A 19,460-nucleotide genomic window follows, 5' to 3' on the forward strand; every position below is an offset into this window, starting at 1 on the left:
GGCAATAGTCAACATTATTTCCTTATTTCGTCCTCGGACTTCAATCCATGCCCAAAAAACTGTAGAGAACATGCCCAAAATCAATAAACTTTTGGTTGCCAATCGGGGTGAAATCGCCCTGAGAATCATGCGTACTGCCAAGGAAATGGGGATTGCCACGGTGGCCGTTTATTCGGAAGCTGATCGCCTTTCTCCTCATGTGAAATTTGCCGATGAGGCAGTCTGCCTAGGCCCGCCTCCTTCAAATCAATCCTATCTTCTTGGTGAAAAAATCATTCAATGCTGCAAGGAACTGGACGTGGATGCCATTCACCCCGGATATGGATTTCTTTCTGAGAATGCGGACTTTGCCCGAAAAGTGACCGATGCAGGGATCATTTTTGTTGGTCCATCCCCAGAGTCGATCGAGGTGATGGGAAGCAAGCTTGCGGCCAAGCAGGCCGTTTCAAAATATGACATTCCCTTAGTTCCCGGTACGGAAGAAGCCATTTCGGATATTGCCGCTGCCAAAAAGAAAGCTGCAGAAATCGGCTACCCTATTTTGATCAAAGCTTCTGCCGGTGGTGGAGGAAAAGGTATGCGGATCGTGGAGTCCGAGTCGGAATTTGAGGAGCAAATGCAAAGAGCAGTCTCCGAAGCACAGTCTGCTTTTGGCGATGGAGCGGTTTTTATAGAAAAATTTATCACCTCTCCCAGACATATCGAAATTCAGGTTTTGGGTGATCAGCATGGGAATACGGTCCATCTCTTCGAAAGAGAATGTTCTATCCAACGAAGGCACCAAAAGGTGATTGAGGAGGCTCCCTCTGCAGTTGTTTCTCCAGAAATGCGAAAAGCAATGGGAGAAGCCGCAGTAGGTGTAGCCAAGGCTTGCAATTATTATGGAGCAGGTACGGTGGAGTTCATCGTAGATGATCAGTTGAACTTTTACTTTTTGGAGATGAATACCCGTCTTCAAGTGGAGCATCCTGTCACGGAGATGATCACGGGCAAGGATTTGGTCCGCGAACAAATTCTTATTGCCGAAGGAAAGCCTCTTTCTTTTTCCCAAGAAGATTTGAAAATACATGGACACTCCGTCGAGGTAAGGGTCTATGCCGAGGATCCCAAAAACAACTTTCTTCCGGATATAGGAAGACTCAAAACCTACCGCAGACCTCAAGGGCCGGGAATCCGTGTGGACGATGGATTTGAGGAAGGAATGGATATTCCGATCTACTATGACCCGATGATTGCCAAGCTGATCACTCATGGGGAGAACCGGCAGGATGCGATAGACCGAATGATTCGGGCAATCAACGAATACCGAATTACGGGTATTGAAACCACCTTGGATTTTTGTCGATTTGCCTTGCAGCATGAAGCCTTTGTGTCAGGACAGTTTGATACCAAATTTGTCGAGCGATATTTTACTCCTGACAAGCTGGAACCGGTCTTTTCATCTGAGGAAAAAGAGATTTTGGCTGCTTTGGCTGTTGCCTTTTTTGAGCAGGAAGATCAAAAGATCAATCCGAAAAATCCATTGGCATCGGCACCGAGTACCCAATGGAAAAACCGACTTATTTGATGGCGGAAGTATTACCTCTCAGGGCTTGGAGATACAGCGAGGAGTGGACCAATACATTAGAGGATTTGGTAGCACCTCTGTTTGATGTGGTTTCAGAAAAGCAAAGGGAAATGCTTTACCACCATCCTTTTAACAGTATTCATCTATCTGTACCCCAAGGGGATAATCCACCTGTTCAGGCTCAAAAAACCTTGGAAAAGTGGAAAAATGAAGGGATTCTCAAGCAGGACGACCTGCCGGGAATCTATGTGTATTACCAATACTTTAGATTGCCCGGAGAAGGAGAAATGCGATGTAGGAAGGGCTTTATCGCACAGATCAAGGCCTATGATTGGTCAGAAAATCAGATTCTCCGGCATGAAAGTACCATTGTCTCTGCGGTCACTGACCGGATAGATTTATTGGCAGCCACTCAGATTCAGGCCAGTCCGACGCATGGACTCTATGAAGATGAAAGTCAGGAGCTTGAAAAATACATGGATGCCGCTATTGCCTCACCTTTGTACGAAGTGGAGGATTATCAGGGAGTCAGAGAAGTACTTGCAGTCATCCATGATGCCCGGATTATTTCCAGGTTTCTGGAAATAATGAAAAGCAAGCAAGTGATTCTCGCTGATGGGCATCATAGACTGGAAGGAGCGATTGAGTACCGAAAGCAACAAAAGGATTCATTTCCTGAATTGACTTGGAAAGGTTCAGACTTTCATCTGATGTATTTCACCAATGCCCATGGAAATGATCTGAAAATTCTTCCTACCCACAGACTTTATTATGGACTGGACTTGTCTGATGAAGAATTGTTGGAAAAACTTAGCCAATGGTTTGATATGCGGCCTTTTGGAGATGCGGAGGAGCTTGCCACGTACACCTTTCAGCGCAAATGGTCTTTTGGGCTGGTACTGAAAGATCAGGCGTGGATCATTAAGTTTAAACCTGAGCTTTGGTCCCAAATCAAACCTGAACTTCCTGTTTCTCTGAGAAATTTAGAATTGGTGATTTTGCATGAAGTGCTTTTTCACCAAATCCTGGGAATCACTTCTGAGGACCAAAGAAAATCCAAAAACTTGGCTTTTGAACGGAATTTCTCAAGATGCATTCGAGAAGTAAGGGAAGGAAAAGCTGACTTTGCAGTAATCACCCGGGAAATCGACTTGGAGCAGGTCTTGGAAGTATGCAAATCCGGAGCTGTGATGCCACAAAAATCTACTTACTTTTATCCCAAAGCCCTGGGGGGATTGCTTTTCGCCAGTATCCGTCAGGAAGAATTTGAATCGAATTATGAAGCCTTTTTTGAAAAATATTGAGAAGAAAAGCCTGATTTTGGCTTCAGCATCTCCTCGTAGGCAGGAATTGCTCAGAGGTTTGGAATTGGATTTTACTGTAAAGGCCTTGGATATAGATGAGCATGTACCGGCTGATATTCCTGCGGAGTATGTGGCTGCTCACCTTTCCAAATTGAAGTCAGAAAGCTATCCCGACACTTTGAAGGAGGATGAAATTTTGATCACTTCGGATACCGTGGTGATCGAGAATGGGCATATCCTTGGCAAGCCTCAATCTGAGCAAGAAGCCTTTGATATGCTGAAAAGTCTCTCGGGAGCGGTTCATACCGTGATGACTGCAGTGACTTTTCGAGACCACAAGCGGAGTGTGACTTTGGAAGATCAGGCGGAAGTCACTTTCCGGTTTTTGGAGGAGGAGGAAATTTGGCATTATATCCGGGAGTACAAACCTTTTGATAAAGCAGGAGCCTATGGAATACAGGAATGGATCGGGTTTATCGGTATTCAAAGCATTCAGGGTTCCTATTTTACAGTGATGGGATTTCCGCTGCATTTGGTCTATGAGCAGCTAAAAAAATGGACCTAATCAACACAGACTGTAGCATCAGGGAAAAGGGGTTCGTTTCTGATATAAAATGTCCCATGAACCGATTACTATTCCTTCTGTTTTTCTTTTGTCTGTTTTCATCCTGCAATGAAACAGACCCCTTGCTGTATTGCGGTACACAAAATCCAACAGAAGATCTTCCTTGGCTGAATGCTGCGATTGAAGAAGTAGAAAACTCGGAACTCTTGGAATATACCTACTTGATGTCTGGAAGATACGAGGGGCAAACTGTCTTCTTTTTTCAAAATTGTTGTCCCTTCTGCAATTTTGCCATCATTGCACTGGACTGCCAAGGCAATTCATTGGGGATATTGGGGGGTAATGATGGGATTGCTATCGAAAATATTGAAGAGCTGACCCCAGTTTGGATCCCGGAAAACTCGGTCTGTCAGATTACCTCTTAATTGCGTGTCACTTTACCAATCCCACTGACATTCTCCTTGATCACAGTGGGATTCCCGGTGTACTTCACCTCACCGATGCCGGAGACCTCGAGGGATAATTCTCCTGTACAGTGAACTGCCACCCGGCCTATTCCAGAACTGAACAGGCTGACTTTTTCTGCATTGAGTTGAGAAGCGTCAATATTTCCAATCCCCTCATTGGAAATAGTAAGGAGGGGGGATTCACCTTTTAGCTTCATACTTCCCACTAGGTTGAGGTCAGCCGTGATTTGTTTGGACTCGATCTCCAGTTCAAGATTTCCTACTCCTTCTCCCTTGATTGCTGTTTTTTCGGTGACGAAAGCGTTCTTTGTCTGAATATTTCCCACTCCGTTGAATTGAAAAGATTCCAAATCGGAAATGGAGAGTCTTACCTCCAAATCGTCCATTTCAAAAAAACTGCTTTTGACATCCTCTAGCGTCAATTCCAACAAGTCTCCATTTTGGTTGATTTGGAGCTTCTCTGCCAATTTCTGACTTCCAATAATCTGAATGGATTCCTGATCCGATTGGGTAAGAATGAGATTAAAAACCCCTTTTATTTTCAGCTTGGATACTCCGCTGAGTTCTTTTATTTCATCGTATCGGTTGTCAGAGCTTCCGTCTCTTTCCCTGCAAGAGAAAAAGGAGAGGAGAATCAGGGTATAAAAGATTGATTTTGAGAACTTCATAGGGGTGGGGGTAAGAGAATATTTCTACTAATTACAAACCTTCTCCTACTTGTCCAATAGGCTTTGGGAAGATATTTGCGATTTGGATCAAAATTGTCTTTTTCTGAAACACTTGTGTCTTGAATTCGGACAGTATTTGATATAAAGAAGAGAAGTAGTTCCTGTCTTTAAGTGTTTTTGGCTAGAATCCTTTTGACCAATGATCCGATAGTCAATCCTTGGAAAATAATGGAGAAAACCACGACCACGTAAGTCACTGTCAGAAATAAGTCCCGCTCCATTTCTGGCTCAAGAGCTAAAGCTAAGGCAATAGATATCCCACCGCGGATTCCTCCCCAAGTCATAATCAGGTCAGTTTTTGGTATGAATTCCAGCCTTTTGTTGAAAAAGACAATAGGTCCCTTTAAGGCCAAATATCGGGCAATCAAGGTGACCGGAATGGCCAAAAGGCCCAAAAGTATGTATTCTCCATTCAGCGTGACAATCAGCAGTTCAAATCCGATGAGAACGAAAAGAATGGCATTCAAAAAGACATCCATCAGCTCCCAAAATTTATCGACATACAGCTTGGTGCTATCCGACCAAGCTACTTCGGGGGATTTGTTACCGATAAATATCCCGGCCACTACCACAGCCAAAGGACCGGAAAAATGCAATGAAACAGCCAAAGCATGAATTCCCATGACTAGAGCCAAAGTAATCAAAACCTCAGTCTCGTAGTGGTCTATGCTTTTCATGATTTTAAATCCCAGCCACCCCATCAGAAGTCCTAAGGCCAGGCCACCAAAGACCTCCTCAAAAAACAAAAATCCCACATCCTGAGCATCTACTGAGGCAATTCCCCGCTGAGCAATGGAAAGAAGAACGAGAAAAACCACTACACCTACTCCGTCATTGAACAAGGATTCCCCTACAATTTTGATCTCCAACTTTTTTGGAGCCTGAGCATCCTTGAGGATACCCAAAACGGCAATAGGATCGGTCGGAGAAATCAAGGCTCCAAACAAAAGACAGTAGATGTAATCAATGGGATGACCCATCCACATCGCCACATAGTAGAAGGCACTCCCGACAATAAACGTAGAAACAAGGATTCCGAAAGTAGCAAACAGGATGATCGGTCCTCTCTGTTTGGCTAAATCTTCCAGCTTGGTATGAAGAGCTCCGGCAAAAAGCAGAAAGCTCAGCATGACATCCAGCAACAGAGTTCTGAAGTCAATGGATGCAATCAATTCTTTGGACTGGACCAATATCCGGTTTTCAAAATGTCCCAGAATAATAATTGCCAAGGTAAAGCCCATGGCAATAATCATGAGTCCAATCGTAAAGGGTAATTTGAGGAACTTGGTATTGACGTAGGCAAAAACGGCAGATAAGATGGTCAGGACGGTGACGATAGCAAAAATGTCCATGGCTTGATTTTTAAATTGGAGCTTTAAAATAGACACACAAAGTCTATTTCCAAGGGATTAGATCAGGGATACAAAAGGAAATATACGTCATTTGACGTATTCCTAACTCAAGAATTAGGGGGCAATATTGTAGCAACTCTTTTAAAAACTACCCCAAATTCAATGATTATGAAAAAAATCTCATCTACTCTATTAATGGTCCTCTTTGCTGTCTCGACTTTGCCGGCTCAGGACTTGTTTTCTGGTTTTGGTTCCAAGGGACATTACAATAAAATATCCCAAGAAAGTGACATCGTGACCATTCCCCAGCTAAGCGTTAGTTTTGACAAATTTGTCGAAACTAAGGTGGTGGTCTCAGAAGGTAAGCTGAGCAAGCTTCAAAATACCTTTGAGGCTGCTAGTAAAGGTGGTAGCTACGGTGGTGAGGCGAAATCCTCCGCACAGACGATCACCATTCTGGACACAGATATGCAATTGGCTGACTTCCAGGAGCTTGCCAATGATTTTCAATTGATTCTGGAAGAAGAAATTTCCAAAGCAGGCATTAAAGTGCTTCCACTTCAGGACTTTGTAAAGACGGAAGGTTTTCAAAAAATGTCTGAAAAGTATTCCGACAAAACTGCAAACAAAGGGAAGAAAAATTCAGACGAGGATACCAAAAGCAAAGTCAGGATGTTCCCGGAAAACGGAGTATTCATGTTTGACGAAAATTCTTTAGCTAAAGGCGGTGTCCCTTTTATAGGAATGGTAAGAAACATCCAAAAGGAAACCGGAGCCGTTATGCTTCTACAGAACATTGACATCAATTTTGCCACGGTAGAGTTGGACGCCTCGATGGAGGCTAGCACAAAGAGAAAAGTGACTACAGCAGAGACCAAGGTAATTCCCAAAATGAATATCAGCCGAAATACCTTTGATTTTGTGGGAAAAAATGGTCCGGGTGCTTCAGCAGAATTGATCGTAGAATATTTGGCGGACAAAGAATTTGATGCGAAAATCTATCAGGACCCTGAAAAAGGAAGAAGTCTTTTTGGACAGATCTTTGGTGTGGGTATTCCTACCATTGAGTTCGACCCCTTCATTGTAGAAATGGATAAGGAAACTTATAAATCAGCAGCAAGAGATCTATTTAGAAAATATGCTCAGGACTTTGCCAGGACCTATGCTTCAGTAGGGAAGAAATAAGATAAGTCGATTCAAGAAACCAAGCTGTCTCTGGAAAATCCCGAGACAGCTTTTTTTATTTTAAAACTCCCAGCGGGTATAAAGGCCAAAATTGTCCTTGGTAACTTTTTCCGGTCCGTATTGATCCCAATTTGCTCCCAAGCCAAATCCCAAGGGGCCTTTTTTCAATCCCAATCTGAGATAAAGAAAACTCCGATTGTGCTGATTCTCTGCCAAACCCAGATTGTACACAAACTGAACCCGGCTGTAAAGCGACCAAGTATCATTGATCGGAGGTTTGAACTCGTAGAGACCAAACAGTTTCAAATCCCGCTGCTCGTTGATCAGGTAATTAAGCACGGTTATGGCTAGCCATTTTCGATTGGCAAAGCTATGTTCCACCCCCACCAAGGGGCTAAATCCCACCACGGAGTTGCCTTCTCCTCCCGCTGCTACAGCAAATCCTTTTTTCCCGATGCTGTAGTTAACCTGAAAAGGAATGACCACCGAGTTGCCGATTGGGTTTTCCTTATCCCAGTTTTCTGAAAACACCGAAATCACCAAGAGGTCAAATTTGCTGGTAGGGGTAAATTTCTTTTTCACGATCAGCTGGAAATTGAGCTGTTCATGACCAAACATCAGTTCCAAGGGAATCGGTGGTCCGGAGGGAATGGGTTTGGAAGAAATAGCCGATGCCGTTTCCTGTGCTTTTGTTTTCTGGGAAGACAGAAGGAAGAAACCCAAGACTAGAAGAAAGCTGAACGGGAAGTAAGGTTTTGATTTTAAAGTCATTGGAATGAATTTTTATCATTCCAAAAGTAGAGTGGGGAAAATCAGAAAGTTTTGCTCTATAGCAAGACTTTGACTTTACAGCTCGCTTTTCAGCCTGCTTAGCGTGTATTGACTGATGCCCAAATAGGAGGCGACTAAGCGGCTGGGGATACGGCTGAGTATCAAAGGATATTGCTCAAGAAGCCACTTCAAACGATCCAAAGCAGTCATGCCCTGAAGATCATATATTCGGCGCTGGGAGGTGATATAGGCATTCTGAAGGATGTTTCGGTAGATTTTGTTGACTTGAGGGATGGTCTCAACCAGCTGGAAAAAAGTTGCCTTTTTGATCTCAAGAACAAACAGTGGCTCCACGGCTTGAAGATTTTCTACGGAAGGACTGCCTTCGATCATACTCGTCAAGTTGGTTCCGAATTTGTTTTCAAAAGCAAAATAGCGGGTCAATTCCTGTCCGGTGTCATTGATATGGAAAATTCGAAATGAGCCTTTTACGACAAAGTACATGGACAGACAAAGTTCACCTTGACGGAGTAGAAAGCTGTTTTTTGGAAAATAGGAAGGGGAGAAGGAGGGTTTCAGATCTTCAAACTCTGCTACACTGATCGGGGCTATTTTGGAAAAGTAGTCCCTTAATTGATCCCATGTACCGGGAGGAAATTTTGCCATAGTGGTAGAAGGAGGTCTTTGGGTTTAGGAGTTTATCGAAGCGGATAGGAAGAAAGTTTAACCAAATTTTTCAAATTAGGGCTTATCAAAAGAAACTGATTACAAAGTGCTTTGTGCCAATCCTTATCCTTTATGAAACCTATTCTCTCACTCGTCACTCTTTGCATCTTGAGTGTTGTGGGCGTTTTTGCCCAAGAACCTTCTCTGAGTCAATCCAAGGAATGGATCAAGGGCCTACGGGAAATTCACACCCCCAACGGAATAGAAACTCTGGAACAGGTAGAACTGAACGGAGCCAAGCAATGGATCAGCATCCGTGGAAAAGACAGGAATAACCCTGTTCTCTTGGTTTTGCATGGTGGACCTGCCAACCCATTGATGCCTGCTGCTTGGGCTTATCAGACGCCATGGGAGGATTTTTTCACAGTTGTCAATTGGGATCAGCGAGGCAGCGGCAAAAACTGGATTTCCTCCGATACCACTCAGTTGGCTGATGAATTGAGCTTTAGGACTTTGGTCCAAGATGCCTATGTATTGGTTGATTATCTTCTGGAAAAGCTGGAAAAGGATAAAATCTTTCTGATGGGCTATTCCTATGGGTCCAGTTTGGGAATTAGAATGGCAGCAAGAATTCCCCAAAAGCTCCATGCTTATATCGGAGTGGGGCAGATGGCAGGAGGCAATCCGGAGAAAGTCATCTACGATCAAGTCATGCGGCTTGCTGAGGCCGACGGAAATGAAACCGCCCTGAATGAGCTTCGCTCTTTGGCTCCCTATCCCGCGACGGATGGATCCACTCCCATGCGGAAACTGATTGCCGTCAGGAAATGGTCGAGATATTTCAATGGGGGCTGGTACGGCAAGCCGGATTTTTCCCTCTATTATTCACTTCCAAACCTATCTCCTGAGTACAGCGATCAGGAAATCAAAAGCCTGGATGTCAGCATGCCCTGGATCACCCGAAGACTTCTTCCCAATGGACCCGTTGCCGAAATTCCTGAAGAGTTTCAAATTCCTGTGTTTTTTATGATGGGAAGGCATGATCTGCAAACCCCTTATCTGTCTGTTGAAGACTACGTGAAGAGGATAAATGCTCCCCAAAAGAAACTCGTTACCTTCGAATACAGTGGTCATATGCCTTTTTTGGAGGAGCAGGGCAAATTTTTAATGGTTTTAGTGAATCAGGTCTTTCCGCTTTCTCAGGATGGGAAATGATTGATTTTCATTTAGGGAAAAGCCCTCTATCTCCTAAAAAAGAAAAAAAGCCCGATCAACTGACCGGGCTTTAGTTTGTTTTTCTGGTGGTTAACGTTTCAGTAGTCGTACAATTTTTGTCTCCTGACCTTGATTCAGGTGTAGGTAATACAAGCCTCTTTCCATTTGATTTTCAGGGAAATTCAGACTCAATTTTCCATCCACAAACTCAGCTACACCATTGCTGATTGGTTGCCCCCTATGATTGAACAAGACATAGGAGACCTCTATAGTAATCGGCTGATCCAATTCCAGATGGATTTCTGAATCCATTGGATTAGGGAAGAATCGTCTGATTTTGGCTGATTTGAAACCTGGCTCTGGATCTAGGCTGCCTAAAGTCTCACAAGGTATCGTACCACAAGCTCCCAAAGTGGCCCCATTTCTTATCAATGCCGGCACTGCCTGTGGAGCTACACTCGATGTTCTGGTTCTGCCTGAATTGCCTAAAGGTATACAAACCAAAACACGGTCTCCTCTTCTTCCGCTTCTCACATCCACAACACATACGGTGACTTCATCCGTGAATACATTTCCTGCCTCATCGGTGACAGTGAGGGTGTAGGTAGTCGTCTCTGTTGGAGAAACAATGATTTCCTGACCCATTTGACCATCACTCCAAGAGTAGGTGTAGGCACCATTTCCTCCGGTAGCATCGGCAGCACGGAGGGTGATACTCTCCATTGGTTGATATCCCAAGTAGACTACTCCACCTTCACCTGCATCAGATACTAGTGGATCCCCTGCCAAAAGCCTAGCAGAAACCGGCAAATGGTCTGAAGTGGTATTGGCATAGTTTGGAATCAGATTAAATGGAATAAACAGGGTCTCTGAGCCTTCCAGATAATTGTCATACAATTCGTTAGAAAGGGTAATGTGGTCGATCACATTGTCATTGAATATAAATGATCTCAGTCCTGCCTCACTCAAAGAGACGGTGATTCCATCAAAATCCGGATCATTGGTGATGACCTCATAGGTGCTTGGTCCTGATCCGATGGATTCATCCAAGTCGTCATTATAATCGCCAAGAAGAATAATGTTTTCCTCTGCATAGTAGGCATCCAAGGTGTCTTTCAGCGCTTGATTATCAAATCTTCTTCTTTCCAGGTCCTCAGTAGATGAGCCTGACTTCGCGTGGATATTGATGAAGTTGATTTTTTCTTTTACCCCATTGATATCTGCTATGGCAGTGATCAGCCAAGGCAATCGTCCACTGGACCAGAAAGAAGATGGAGTGCCTGTCGGATAGCCATCCAAAAGGTTGTTCAAGCCCATTCTGGCCTCATCATAGATTTGCTCAAACAAGACCTTGGTCTCCAGGATTTCAATCACCTCGGTATTGTAAATCAGACAGAGCTTCTGAGGAGGGAAGGTAGGATCCGGCTCTTCAAAAGATCTGGAGAATCGGTCGGAGCAGATCACCGCATATCCGGGCAATTGGGCTACAAGGCTGGCTAGAAGATCCTCATCACTCACTTCCTGTACAGCGATCACATCAGGCAAAGTAGCTTGGAATACCTGAAGGGCATTGGCGGCCTGAAGTGTGACATCATTTGGACCAAAATTATTGATAGTAGCTCCGAAGAACTCCATATTCCATGTCATCACATCCAAGGTCTCTCCAGCTGGAATATCCGATCCTGCCGGCTCAAAAGGAGTAGTACCCGGCAAATCAGCAATGAACCTTGGGAATAATTGCAAAGTGCCCCGGAAGCTTCCCAATACTCCGGTGATGGTCTGTGCATCAGCTGGGATCACCCTGCCGATCAAACTGCTCACCTGACCGTCGATTCTCAGGTCAATTGTGCCGGTACCGTCAGTGATTACATAGTTACTTTCAGGGAATAAAAGTCCCTTTGGAATAGCAAAGGCAGCTGCGGGAATCTGGATAAACTGTCCTTCCAAACTTGGATTGATCTCTGCAATAATAACTACTCTAGGTGAGATGGGATTACCGGAACTGATCAGTTCGATCTCTGTCACATTTCCGAGTTGGATCTGCTGATTGAAGGCACCTACGCTGGCCAAGATCTGAATCTCGTCTCCGATCTGATATAATCCGGCTCCATGGATCTGGGTATCAAAAATCGGGATTCCTCCCGTTTCATCCTGCAAGAATGCAGGACCGCCAAACTGATCGCTTGCGGTCAAAATACCTTTCACCAATACTTCGGAACCTTGAGGCTTGGTTCTGGCCTCTGCAATGGAAATCAGGACTGGCTCAGGATCGACGATCACGCCACCGAAACTTTGGCCAGTGTTGATCTGATTATACGTGCTAGCAATACTTTCTGACCAAGTGAAGTCCTCGTATTTGTTTCCCGTACCTTGAAGCTGTAGTGAGGTGCCAACAGGTGTACTTGAGACTTGTGATACTCCCACATCTTCACTGCTCAAACCGTTGGCAGGGCCATCTGTAGCTACGAAGTTTCCTTCATAACTCAAAAACTGGATCACATTGCCATCTGGGTCGACTAATGCAAATCCGTCCGGAGAGCCGTTTTGAAGGCCTGGAGCAAAGAAAAAGAGCGTACCGAATCCATTGTCTTGGTTGGGAAGGATCCCTGAAAGAGAGATGGTGCCGTAAGAAGCCCCTCCGTTTCCATTGTAAAGTACAAGACTGTATCCAGCGAGATCCAAACCTGCTGTACCTGCTACTTCGATTCCTTCATTGACGTCCCCTCCGGTATTATCGTAGTGGAATTCATTTACGAACAGGGTAGGCTCTGAAACTAAAGTTTGGCCAGTATTAGCTGCTCCAAAGGTATTGGCTGCTGCTTCTTGCCATGAAAAATCGGAATACACTTTACCATTGCCGCTCAGCTGCAATGAAAATCCAATTGGAGTGGTTCCTGGTTCCTGTACACCAATATCGGTACTGGTCATCCCGGCGGCAGGCCCACCAACCGCAGTGAAGGATCCTTCATAGCTTAAAAACTGAACGACTGTTCCGTTATTCACCAGGGCTATTCCGTCAGGGCTTCCGTTTTGGATTCCGTTTGTTGGATATGTCTGTACCACGAATCCAAAACCGTTTCCTGAGTCAGGTATGGTTCCGTTTAAATTTTTTGTGTCATAAGCGGCTCCTCCGCTTCCATTGTAAAGCACAATAGACCAGCCTGTCAAATCGATACCTGCAGGACCTGCGATTTCGATTGCCTCTCCGGTATCCGTTCCGGAATTATCGTAATGGATTTCATTGATAAACACTTCCTGAGACCAGCCGGAAAACGGGAGAAGACCAAGAAGGATTAAAAAGAGAGAGTAGAAGCTTTTTACCATAAAATTGAATTTAAATAAGTCTTGCAAAGTGCAATAGGATTTCGGGTTTTGGAAAATTATTGGATTACGATTTGGTTAAAAAAAAAATAGCATTCTGGTCTCATTTTGTTTTTTCACCTGAAAAATGAAATGATGGACTAGTAATCGGCTTAAAAAAAGCAAAATTTTCTTTTTTAAAAACTAAATTACCCTGAGATTGCAGAGTAAACGTATTGATCCTTATGCAAATCCGAGTTCTTATTTTGTTCCTTTCATCCCTAGTTCTAGGTGCTTGCGGTTCAACTAATACTGATCCGGACTCGCTACCGACTTCAGGCACTATCTCTGGTTCTGTCTTTCTTTTTGATGAAAGCTCTACCAACCTCAATCCCTCTGGAATGAGAATCACTATTGAAAATTTATCCCCAACCCGTTCATCTTTAACGGACAATGAAGGCAAATTTTCTATTCCTGATGTGCCTTTTGGAACCTATACCCTCGTTTTTGAAAAAGAGGGATATGGAACATTTAAGAAAACAGAAGTCAAACATGAATCTTCATTGACTCCGATTACTGATATTCCTTCTCTGGGTCAGTTGTCTACTACTTCTGTGACAGAGATAACCGCCCAAGTAACAGGAACTGCCATTGAGACTTTTTCAACTACCTCACCGGAAGCCAATAATTCCAATCGGCGGTATATCCGGTATTTTTTCAGTGATAGTCCGGATGTTTCATACACCAATTACAAGGGGTTTTCTCTGGTCTATGTAGTCCAGGATACTCCCTATTACAGGGTTTTTACTCCGGTAGAGCTCAATCAAATCGGAATAGCACCTACCGGGACGATTTATATTCGGGCTTATGGAGATTCATTTCTTAGCAACACCTATGTGGATCCTCAAACTCAGAAAACCATCTTTCCAAACATCAATCCCAACAGTACAGGAGTAGCTTCGGTCACTTTTTGAGAAAGAATTGGGCTCTTTTCACTTGCTTTTCTATCAAGTAGGAATGGGCTTTAGGACTTTTTCTTTTTTTTGGAAGGATTGAGTAAATTCCATTCCTTCTTCAATTCTTATTTCTTCCCATCTTTTTCACCATGAGCCACTTTATTTACACTTTTGGGAAAATACTCCCCGGTTTTGTATTCCCTTTATTGCTGGCAAGTTGTGTCAGTCTCAAAGGAGTCCGTGAATTTGCTGAGACTGCAACAGCCAATGTGGCTCACTACAATGAATTAGGCTATTCCTTTCTGGATCATTGTGAAGACCGATGCAGGGTTGAAGCAATTAGGACCTTGGACATCCAACTGGAATTGTCCTGTTCCTGCGATTTGTATTCAAAAGCTGACAGTGTCACAGGTATCTTTTATACCACCATTTATGACTATCTGAAGGGTTTGGGTGAACTGGCCGGAAAGGACTTAACCTCCTATCAAACAGACCGGGTATTTGAGGCTCTTTCTGCCGAGCAATATGGACCGGTGAGTATCAATGAATCCGAAGCAGGGGCCTATGCAGCTCTTTCAAATCTTCTTTCTGATGTTGCTTTGACAGGATTTAGAAAAAAGAAAATCGCCCAATATCTGGAGGAGGCCAATGCTCCTCTGCAGACTTTGCTTGGGAAGTTTCAAATGCTGATTTCTAAGGATCTAAAAGGAGAGTTGCGTTTTAAAAAAGCCCGTTTGTACAGCCAATATAAGGACATGATGATGGGGAGGACTTTGGATTCTGATTTTGAAAATCAGAGTGCGGTCCGAACCTATTACCTCAGCCTGAAGGAGATTGAGAAAAAGGAAAAACTCTTGGATGTCTATGCGAAAAGTCTCAATGAAATAGCAAAAGGTCATCAAAAGCTTTACGATGAAAGGAATCAGCTCTCCCTCAAAGAATTGACACAGAGTCTGTTGGGCTATTCGGAAGAAATCCAGAAATTATACCAGGAGTTTAATCAACTAAACCGCTGAAACCATGGCAAAACTCACTCCCGAACAAGTTCGGACGCTTTCGGACCAATTTTATTTTTTAGGAATGGCCATTGGAGAGTATCGTTACACCCATTGGGATGATCTCAGCTTGGAGGAAAACAAAGAACTCAGTGATTCTCAATATGCCATTCTTAAATCCGGCGAAGATATGTTGGCCTTTGCTGCCCAGTTAGTCATGGATGAGGCTCAAACCTCCATTCAGCAAATCCAGGGTCTGACCAAGGAAATTCAGGATACGATCAAGGATTTGAAAAATATCCAGAAAGCAATGGATGTGGCAGCAGGAATTCTGGTTTTGGGAGCTGCCATTTTGGAAAAAAATCCCGAAAAAATAGGCAGCAATCTCCAAGGTCTTCTGGAATTGTGGAAGTCCGATTAAATGTTTGGGACAATTTCCGTCTAAACTTCTCTCCAAAGCTGATATTTTTAAACAATGAACAACCTAGGCCTTCCTTTTTCAGTAGGTTAGGCTATGAATACAAAAAGCCAGATTCCTTTTTTTCTTTTACTTCTAGCCATTCTATTTTCTTGTGGCCCCAAAAAACCCGCTTTCTCCCAAACGAGAACCACAGCAGTTACGGTGTTCAAAGTCTCTGACGGGGATACCTTTTGGGTGACGTATCCTTCGGGAAAGGAAGAAAAAATCCGTCTGATCGGAATCAATGCACCGGAATCCAGAAGGACTGGTTCAAAAGAGGTGGAGTATTTTGGGAAAGAAGCCAGCGACTATGCCAAGCGGCTTTTGCTCAATAAACAGGTGACGCTGGAATTTGATGTGCAGAAGACAGATCGCTACAAACGGACTCTGGCCTATGCCTATCTTTCCTCAGGTGCCATGGTGAATGCAATTCTGGTCAGGGAGGGGTATGCCCAAGTAGCTACATACCCTCCGAATGTAAAGTATCAATCCCTTTTTCAAAAGCTGGAGAAAGAAGCCAGGTCTGCGAAAAGAGGGCTTTGGAAATAAGAAGTTTAAACAAAAGGTCCTTTTCTTCCTTTCTATCTTCATGAGCTTGATGAATTGGATTGGGGTATTCTGGGTATCCTTTATTGTAATCGGGATGGAAAAAGAGTTGATTTTTGATTTTGGAGAAGGGAAAAACTTTGGCCGATGGACTATTATCAACGATGGAGTCATGGGCGGGCTATCCCAATCGCAAGCAAGACTTACTGAGGAAGGAATTTTGTTTTCCGGGACCGTGTCCTTAAAAAATAATGGGGGATTTGTATCTCTTAGAGGTCCACTCGGTCGGTATGATCTTTCTGAATTCACTTTTTGCGAAATCCGATTCAAGTCAGATACCGATCGGAAGTTTGAGCTGCTGATTGAAAAGGAAACACCCTTCTACCTTCCCAAGTACCGTAAAAAGTTTGGAGCAAAAGGGGAAGATTGGCAAATCTTTAGATTTGAACTCAAAGAATTGGAAATCAGCCGAATGGGAAATCTGATCGCTCAGGGAATTGATCCCGGTGGACTGAAAGACTTACAGCGGATCGGCTTCATTTTGGCCGATAAGCAGGAGGGAAGCTTCACTTTGCAGATTGATTATCTGAAGTTTTTTTGAGATTCTCTGCAAGTTTTTTTATCTGAGTCCGTCAAATATCCACGCTGTATTTCACCTTTCCATCCTGCCCCCGTGTCGCACGAAGGCACTGTCTCCTTCCTCCCTGAGGATTGAACGAAACGTGTACCCACTGATTAAACTCCTGAATCAATTGATCATAGGGAAGGTCTGAATTTTTGATCCGCTGATAGAGTTGTTCAATGCTGAGATGCCCTGTTTCGATATCTGCTGCATGTCCAGTAAGGTGCTGACTGCTTTTTGATCCGCCTACCGCCTGATTGACGCGGGGACTTCGGTAGCCGGAGTTGACAAATACTGCCCGACCGAGACGGTCTCTTAGTGGCTGTAAGACATGCTCGCAAAGCAGACGGAGATTATCGATGATTACAGGTTCGGGTGAAAACTGCTCCTCATAGCCCCATCGGGTGGCGGTCTGAGAGCGGAGCAGTTCCCGAAGTGGGAAGTTTTTGGTGAGTTGCATGAGAGTGGAATTAAAAATTGGAACAAAAAGTAGTCGTAAACGCTGAAAATTAACTACTTATCCAAAGTAGGAAAAAGTGAGAACTCCTATCTCATTTTTCATTCTAATTTTCAGAGACAATTATATTTCAGTCTTTTCATTCAATACCAAAAGGGGATAGTGTGTGACTGCCGCCATTTCATGAGTAAAATGCCGCTGAAAAAGCCCTCGGGATTCCTTTGATATCATTACTATCAAACCTGTATCCGCATTTTTATCCAGGTAATATTGAATTCCGTCCAAAATGTTGGAACTGAAAACCGTGGCTTTCTCGGCATCCACATCCTGGCCAAAGGAAGACAACAGACTCTTTCTAAGTAGCCTTTTCTCATAGTCTAGTTTGGTATTTTTTTGGCGGATGTTCAGTATTCTTAGCTTGAGCTGGGTCATCAGCTTTACGAATTCATCCAGGAAATCCAGTCCTGATTCATCTTTTATTTCCTCTAGATCAGTGGCCAATACCACCCTGTTTTTTCCCTGATTATGAAAATCAGTGAATCTCGCTATCCCGGGAATCACCAATACAGGTACTTTGATTTCTGAAATGACACGAACGGTATTGCTGCCAATCAAAATCCGCTTCAATCCGCTCGCTCCTTTGGTTCCCATCACAATCAGATCGGCCTTTCCGGAATTTATTCTTGTTTTGATCGCTTCGAGAAGATCCACTGGAGAAAGCTCAACACTACAACTCAATTCCTCCCCAGAGTGCTGTTTGAGCTTTTGCCTGAGTTTATTCAATTTTTCTTCTTCTTGAGCTTTATTTTCTGCTTGACTCCCGGCATGAAGAAGGGTGACATGTGCAAGACTTCGTTTTGCAATTTCTGCGGCAAACCAAAGTGCATTTTCTGCCTCCGGGGAAAAATCGACTGGGACGATTATTTTTTCAAGCATAGTAAATTTTGGCTTTATTGATTTTATAAGTTAAATTTTTCCACTGGTAAAGAGTATAAAAAACCTGAGTTTTCTGTTTTTTTTTACCTTCAAAAATCCTCCATTCCACCTTTCCAATCCTTACTTTTATCAAATGAAATCTTTTCAGCTTATCGTCATTTGTGGATTGCTATTGGGATTTTCCTGCCAAAATCCACAAGAAAACAACTGGAAACCCGAGCCTATTCCCTTTCCGGGAATTCTTACTGCTTCCCTACCTGTCCTTTCAGCCTCAGAGAATCAGCTACTGTTATCCTTTGTTTCCCCAATCAATGACTCAACCTCTGCACTTTTTTATTCCAGTTGGGACGGTGAAAGCTGGTCCACTCCGGAAATCATCACCCAAGGACAGGATTGGTTTGTGAATTGGGCGGATTTTCCAGCTATTGTCGAAAATCAGGGGAATTATCTGGCTCATATCCTGAAGAAGTCCTCCCCAGCTACTTTTTCCTATGATGTTCAGCTTCAGGCTTATTCCAAAAAGGAAAAGAGATGGAAAACCCAAATGCCTCTGAATCTGGATAGCACGTATACCGAGCATGGTTTTGTCAGTTCCATTGCCTACTCGGACAGTAGCTATTTGGTCACTTGGCTGGATGGGAGAAATACCTCGGGAGGGCACGATCATTCCATCCATGAATCAGCCGGTGCTATGACGCTCCGTGTAGCTGAAGTGAACCTGGAAGGAAAAGTTCTTTGGGATGAACTTCTCGATGCCCGCACCTGTGACTGCTGTCAGACCACCACAGCCCTGACCGCCGAAGGTCCGATCATCCTATATCGAAATCGCTCCGATCGGGAAATCAGGGATATTGCGATCACCCGTTTGGTCAGGGGAAAATGGACCGAGCCTAGAATTATTCACCCCGATAGCTGGGAAATCACCGGCTGCCCTGTGAACGGTCCTAAAGTGGCAGCTCTTGGTCAAACGGTACTTGCTTCTTGGTTCACTGATGCAGAGCAGCAGTCTGCGGTGAAAGTAGCTTTTTCTGAAAACAGTGGGGCGGATTTTTCCGAAGCGCAAGTGATCAGCACTTTAGACGCTCTGGGTAGAGTGGATGTAGCCTTGCTCAATGAAGAAGAAGGCTTGGTTTCCTGGATGGAGATGGCCGGGGATTCCACTTTTTTGATGGTGAAAAAAATCAACCGAGAAGGAAAAGACTTCCCAAAGCATAAGGTAGCCCCTATGGATGCAGGCAGGAGAAGCGGTTTTCCCCAAATGGAGATTTTTGGAGATCAGGTCTTCTTTGCCTGGACGATTACCGGTGATCAGCCAAGTATTGGGATTTCAGCTGTATCCATGGATAATTTCTAATCCGAACCCAAGTC

General features: G+C 43.9%; 19 protein-coding genes. 12 read left to right on the plus strand and 7 right to left on the minus strand.

Annotated features, from left to right (window positions below):
* The first annotated feature begins 70 nt into the window (after positions 1-70).
* Genes accC through AAA942_RS01665 form a run of 4 tightly spaced genes read left to right on the plus strand, consistent with a single transcriptional unit; the run spans position 71 to position 3,861 of the window.
* A complete protein-coding gene (gene accC / locus AAA942_RS01650; protein ID WP_338218484.1) occupies positions 71-1,567 on the plus strand; it encodes an acetyl-CoA carboxylase biotin carboxylase subunit in 1,497 nt (498 codons plus the stop codon).
* Positions 1,567-2,871, plus strand: a complete 1,305-nt coding sequence (locus AAA942_RS01655) for a DUF1015 domain-containing protein (protein WP_338218485.1) — start codon at positions 1,567-1,569, stop codon at positions 2,869-2,871. Before accC ends, AAA942_RS01655 begins: the two co-directional genes overlap by 1 nt.
* On the plus strand, positions 2,846-3,436 hold the full coding sequence (locus tag AAA942_RS01660) for a Maf family nucleotide pyrophosphatase (RefSeq protein ID WP_338218486.1): 591 nt from the start codon (positions 2,846-2,848) through the stop codon (positions 3,434-3,436). The genes AAA942_RS01655 and AAA942_RS01660 overlap by 26 nt, the downstream gene beginning before the upstream one ends.
* Positions 3,437-3,492: 56 nt before the next feature.
* Positions 3,493-3,861, plus strand: a complete 369-nt coding sequence (locus tag AAA942_RS01665; protein ID WP_338218487.1) for a hypothetical protein — start codon at positions 3,493-3,495, stop codon at positions 3,859-3,861.
* On the opposite strand, the gene AAA942_RS01670 is transcribed toward AAA942_RS01665, so the two are convergent.
* Entirely contained in the window at positions 3,858-4,571 is a 714-nt protein-coding gene (locus tag AAA942_RS01670) for a GIN domain-containing protein (protein ID WP_338218488.1), read from the minus strand. The genes AAA942_RS01665 and AAA942_RS01670 overlap by 4 nt on opposite strands.
* Positions 4,572-4,738: 167 nt before the next feature.
* Complete coding sequence (locus AAA942_RS01675) at positions 4,739-5,983, minus strand: cation:proton antiporter (protein ID WP_338218489.1); 1,245 nt, start codon at positions 5,981-5,983, stop codon at positions 4,739-4,741.
* Positions 5,984-6,151: 168 nt separating this feature from the next.
* Between AAA942_RS01675 and AAA942_RS01680 the strand changes: the two genes are divergently transcribed.
* The gene (locus AAA942_RS01680) at positions 6,152-7,168 is read left to right on the plus strand and encodes a hypothetical protein (RefSeq protein WP_338218490.1); all 1,017 of its coding nucleotides are present in this window, start codon (positions 6,152-6,154) and stop codon (positions 7,166-7,168) included.
* 60 nt (positions 7,169-7,228) lie between these two features.
* On the opposite strand, the gene AAA942_RS01685 is transcribed toward AAA942_RS01680, so the two are convergent.
* Entirely contained in the window at positions 7,229-7,939 is a 711-nt protein-coding gene (locus tag AAA942_RS01685) for a hypothetical protein (protein WP_338218491.1), read from the minus strand.
* Between the two features lie 75 nt (positions 7,940-8,014).
* Entirely contained in the window at positions 8,015-8,605 is a 591-nt protein-coding gene (locus tag AAA942_RS01690; protein WP_338218492.1) for a Crp/Fnr family transcriptional regulator, read from the minus strand.
* Between the two features lie 132 nt (positions 8,606-8,737).
* On the opposite strand from AAA942_RS01690, the gene AAA942_RS01695 reads away from it, so the two are divergent.
* Positions 8,738-9,820: an alpha/beta fold hydrolase gene (locus AAA942_RS01695; protein ID WP_338218493.1), complete on the plus strand. Its 1,083-nt coding sequence runs from the start codon at positions 8,738-8,740 to the stop codon at positions 9,818-9,820.
* 90 nt (positions 9,821-9,910) lie between these two features.
* Here AAA942_RS01695 and AAA942_RS01700 read toward each other — a convergent pair whose 3' ends face one another.
* Entirely contained in the window at positions 9,911-13,144 is a 3,234-nt protein-coding gene (locus tag AAA942_RS01700; RefSeq protein WP_338218494.1) for a DUF5689 domain-containing protein, read from the minus strand.
* A gap of 221 nt (positions 13,145-13,365) precedes the next feature.
* Here AAA942_RS01700 and AAA942_RS01705 point away from each other — a divergent pair, with 221 nt between their 5' ends.
* The 5 genes from AAA942_RS01705 to AAA942_RS01725 all read left to right on the plus strand — a co-directional run bounded on the left by AAA942_RS01705 (position 13,366) and on the right by AAA942_RS01725 (position 16,678).
* Entirely contained in the window at positions 13,366-14,094 is a 729-nt protein-coding gene (locus AAA942_RS01705; protein WP_338218495.1) for a carboxypeptidase-like regulatory domain-containing protein, read from the plus strand.
* A 131-nt stretch (positions 14,095-14,225) separates the two neighbouring features.
* Positions 14,226-15,092, plus strand: a complete 867-nt coding sequence (locus tag AAA942_RS01710; protein WP_338218496.1) for a hypothetical protein — start codon at positions 14,226-14,228, stop codon at positions 15,090-15,092.
* A gap of 4 nt (positions 15,093-15,096) precedes the next feature.
* Positions 15,097-15,492: a hypothetical protein gene (locus tag AAA942_RS01715; RefSeq protein ID WP_338218497.1), complete on the plus strand. Its 396-nt coding sequence runs from the start codon at positions 15,097-15,099 to the stop codon at positions 15,490-15,492.
* Between the two features lie 93 nt (positions 15,493-15,585).
* Complete coding sequence (locus AAA942_RS01720) at positions 15,586-16,080, plus strand: thermonuclease family protein (protein WP_338218498.1); 495 nt, start codon at positions 15,586-15,588, stop codon at positions 16,078-16,080.
* Positions 16,081-16,120: 40 nt separating this feature from the next.
* On the plus strand, positions 16,121-16,678 hold the full coding sequence (locus tag AAA942_RS01725; protein WP_338218499.1) for a CIA30 family protein: 558 nt from the start codon (positions 16,121-16,123) through the stop codon (positions 16,676-16,678).
* Positions 16,679-16,709: 31 nt separating this feature from the next.
* Here the strand turns inward: AAA942_RS01725 and AAA942_RS01730 are convergent, their stop codons facing one another.
* Together AAA942_RS01730 and AAA942_RS01735 are read right to left on the minus strand one after the other, a co-directional pair.
* Complete coding sequence (locus tag AAA942_RS01730) at positions 16,710-17,159, minus strand: D-Ala-D-Ala carboxypeptidase family metallohydrolase (protein ID WP_338218500.1); 450 nt, start codon at positions 17,157-17,159, stop codon at positions 16,710-16,712.
* A 120-nt stretch (positions 17,160-17,279) separates the two neighbouring features.
* Positions 17,280-18,092 (minus strand): universal stress protein, encoded by an 813-nt coding sequence (locus AAA942_RS01735; protein ID WP_338218501.1) that lies wholly within the window; start codon positions 18,090-18,092, stop codon positions 17,280-17,282.
* Between the two features lie 133 nt (positions 18,093-18,225).
* Between AAA942_RS01735 and AAA942_RS01740 the strand changes: the two genes are divergently transcribed.
* Entirely contained in the window at positions 18,226-19,446 is a 1,221-nt protein-coding gene (locus tag AAA942_RS01740) for a hypothetical protein (protein WP_338218502.1), read from the plus strand.
* Positions 19,447-19,460: the final 14 nt, after the last annotated feature.

It is taken from the genome of Algoriphagus sp. oki45, from assembly GCF_036245605.1.
Lineage (GTDB): Bacteria > Bacteroidota > Bacteroidia > Cytophagales > Cyclobacteriaceae > Algoriphagus.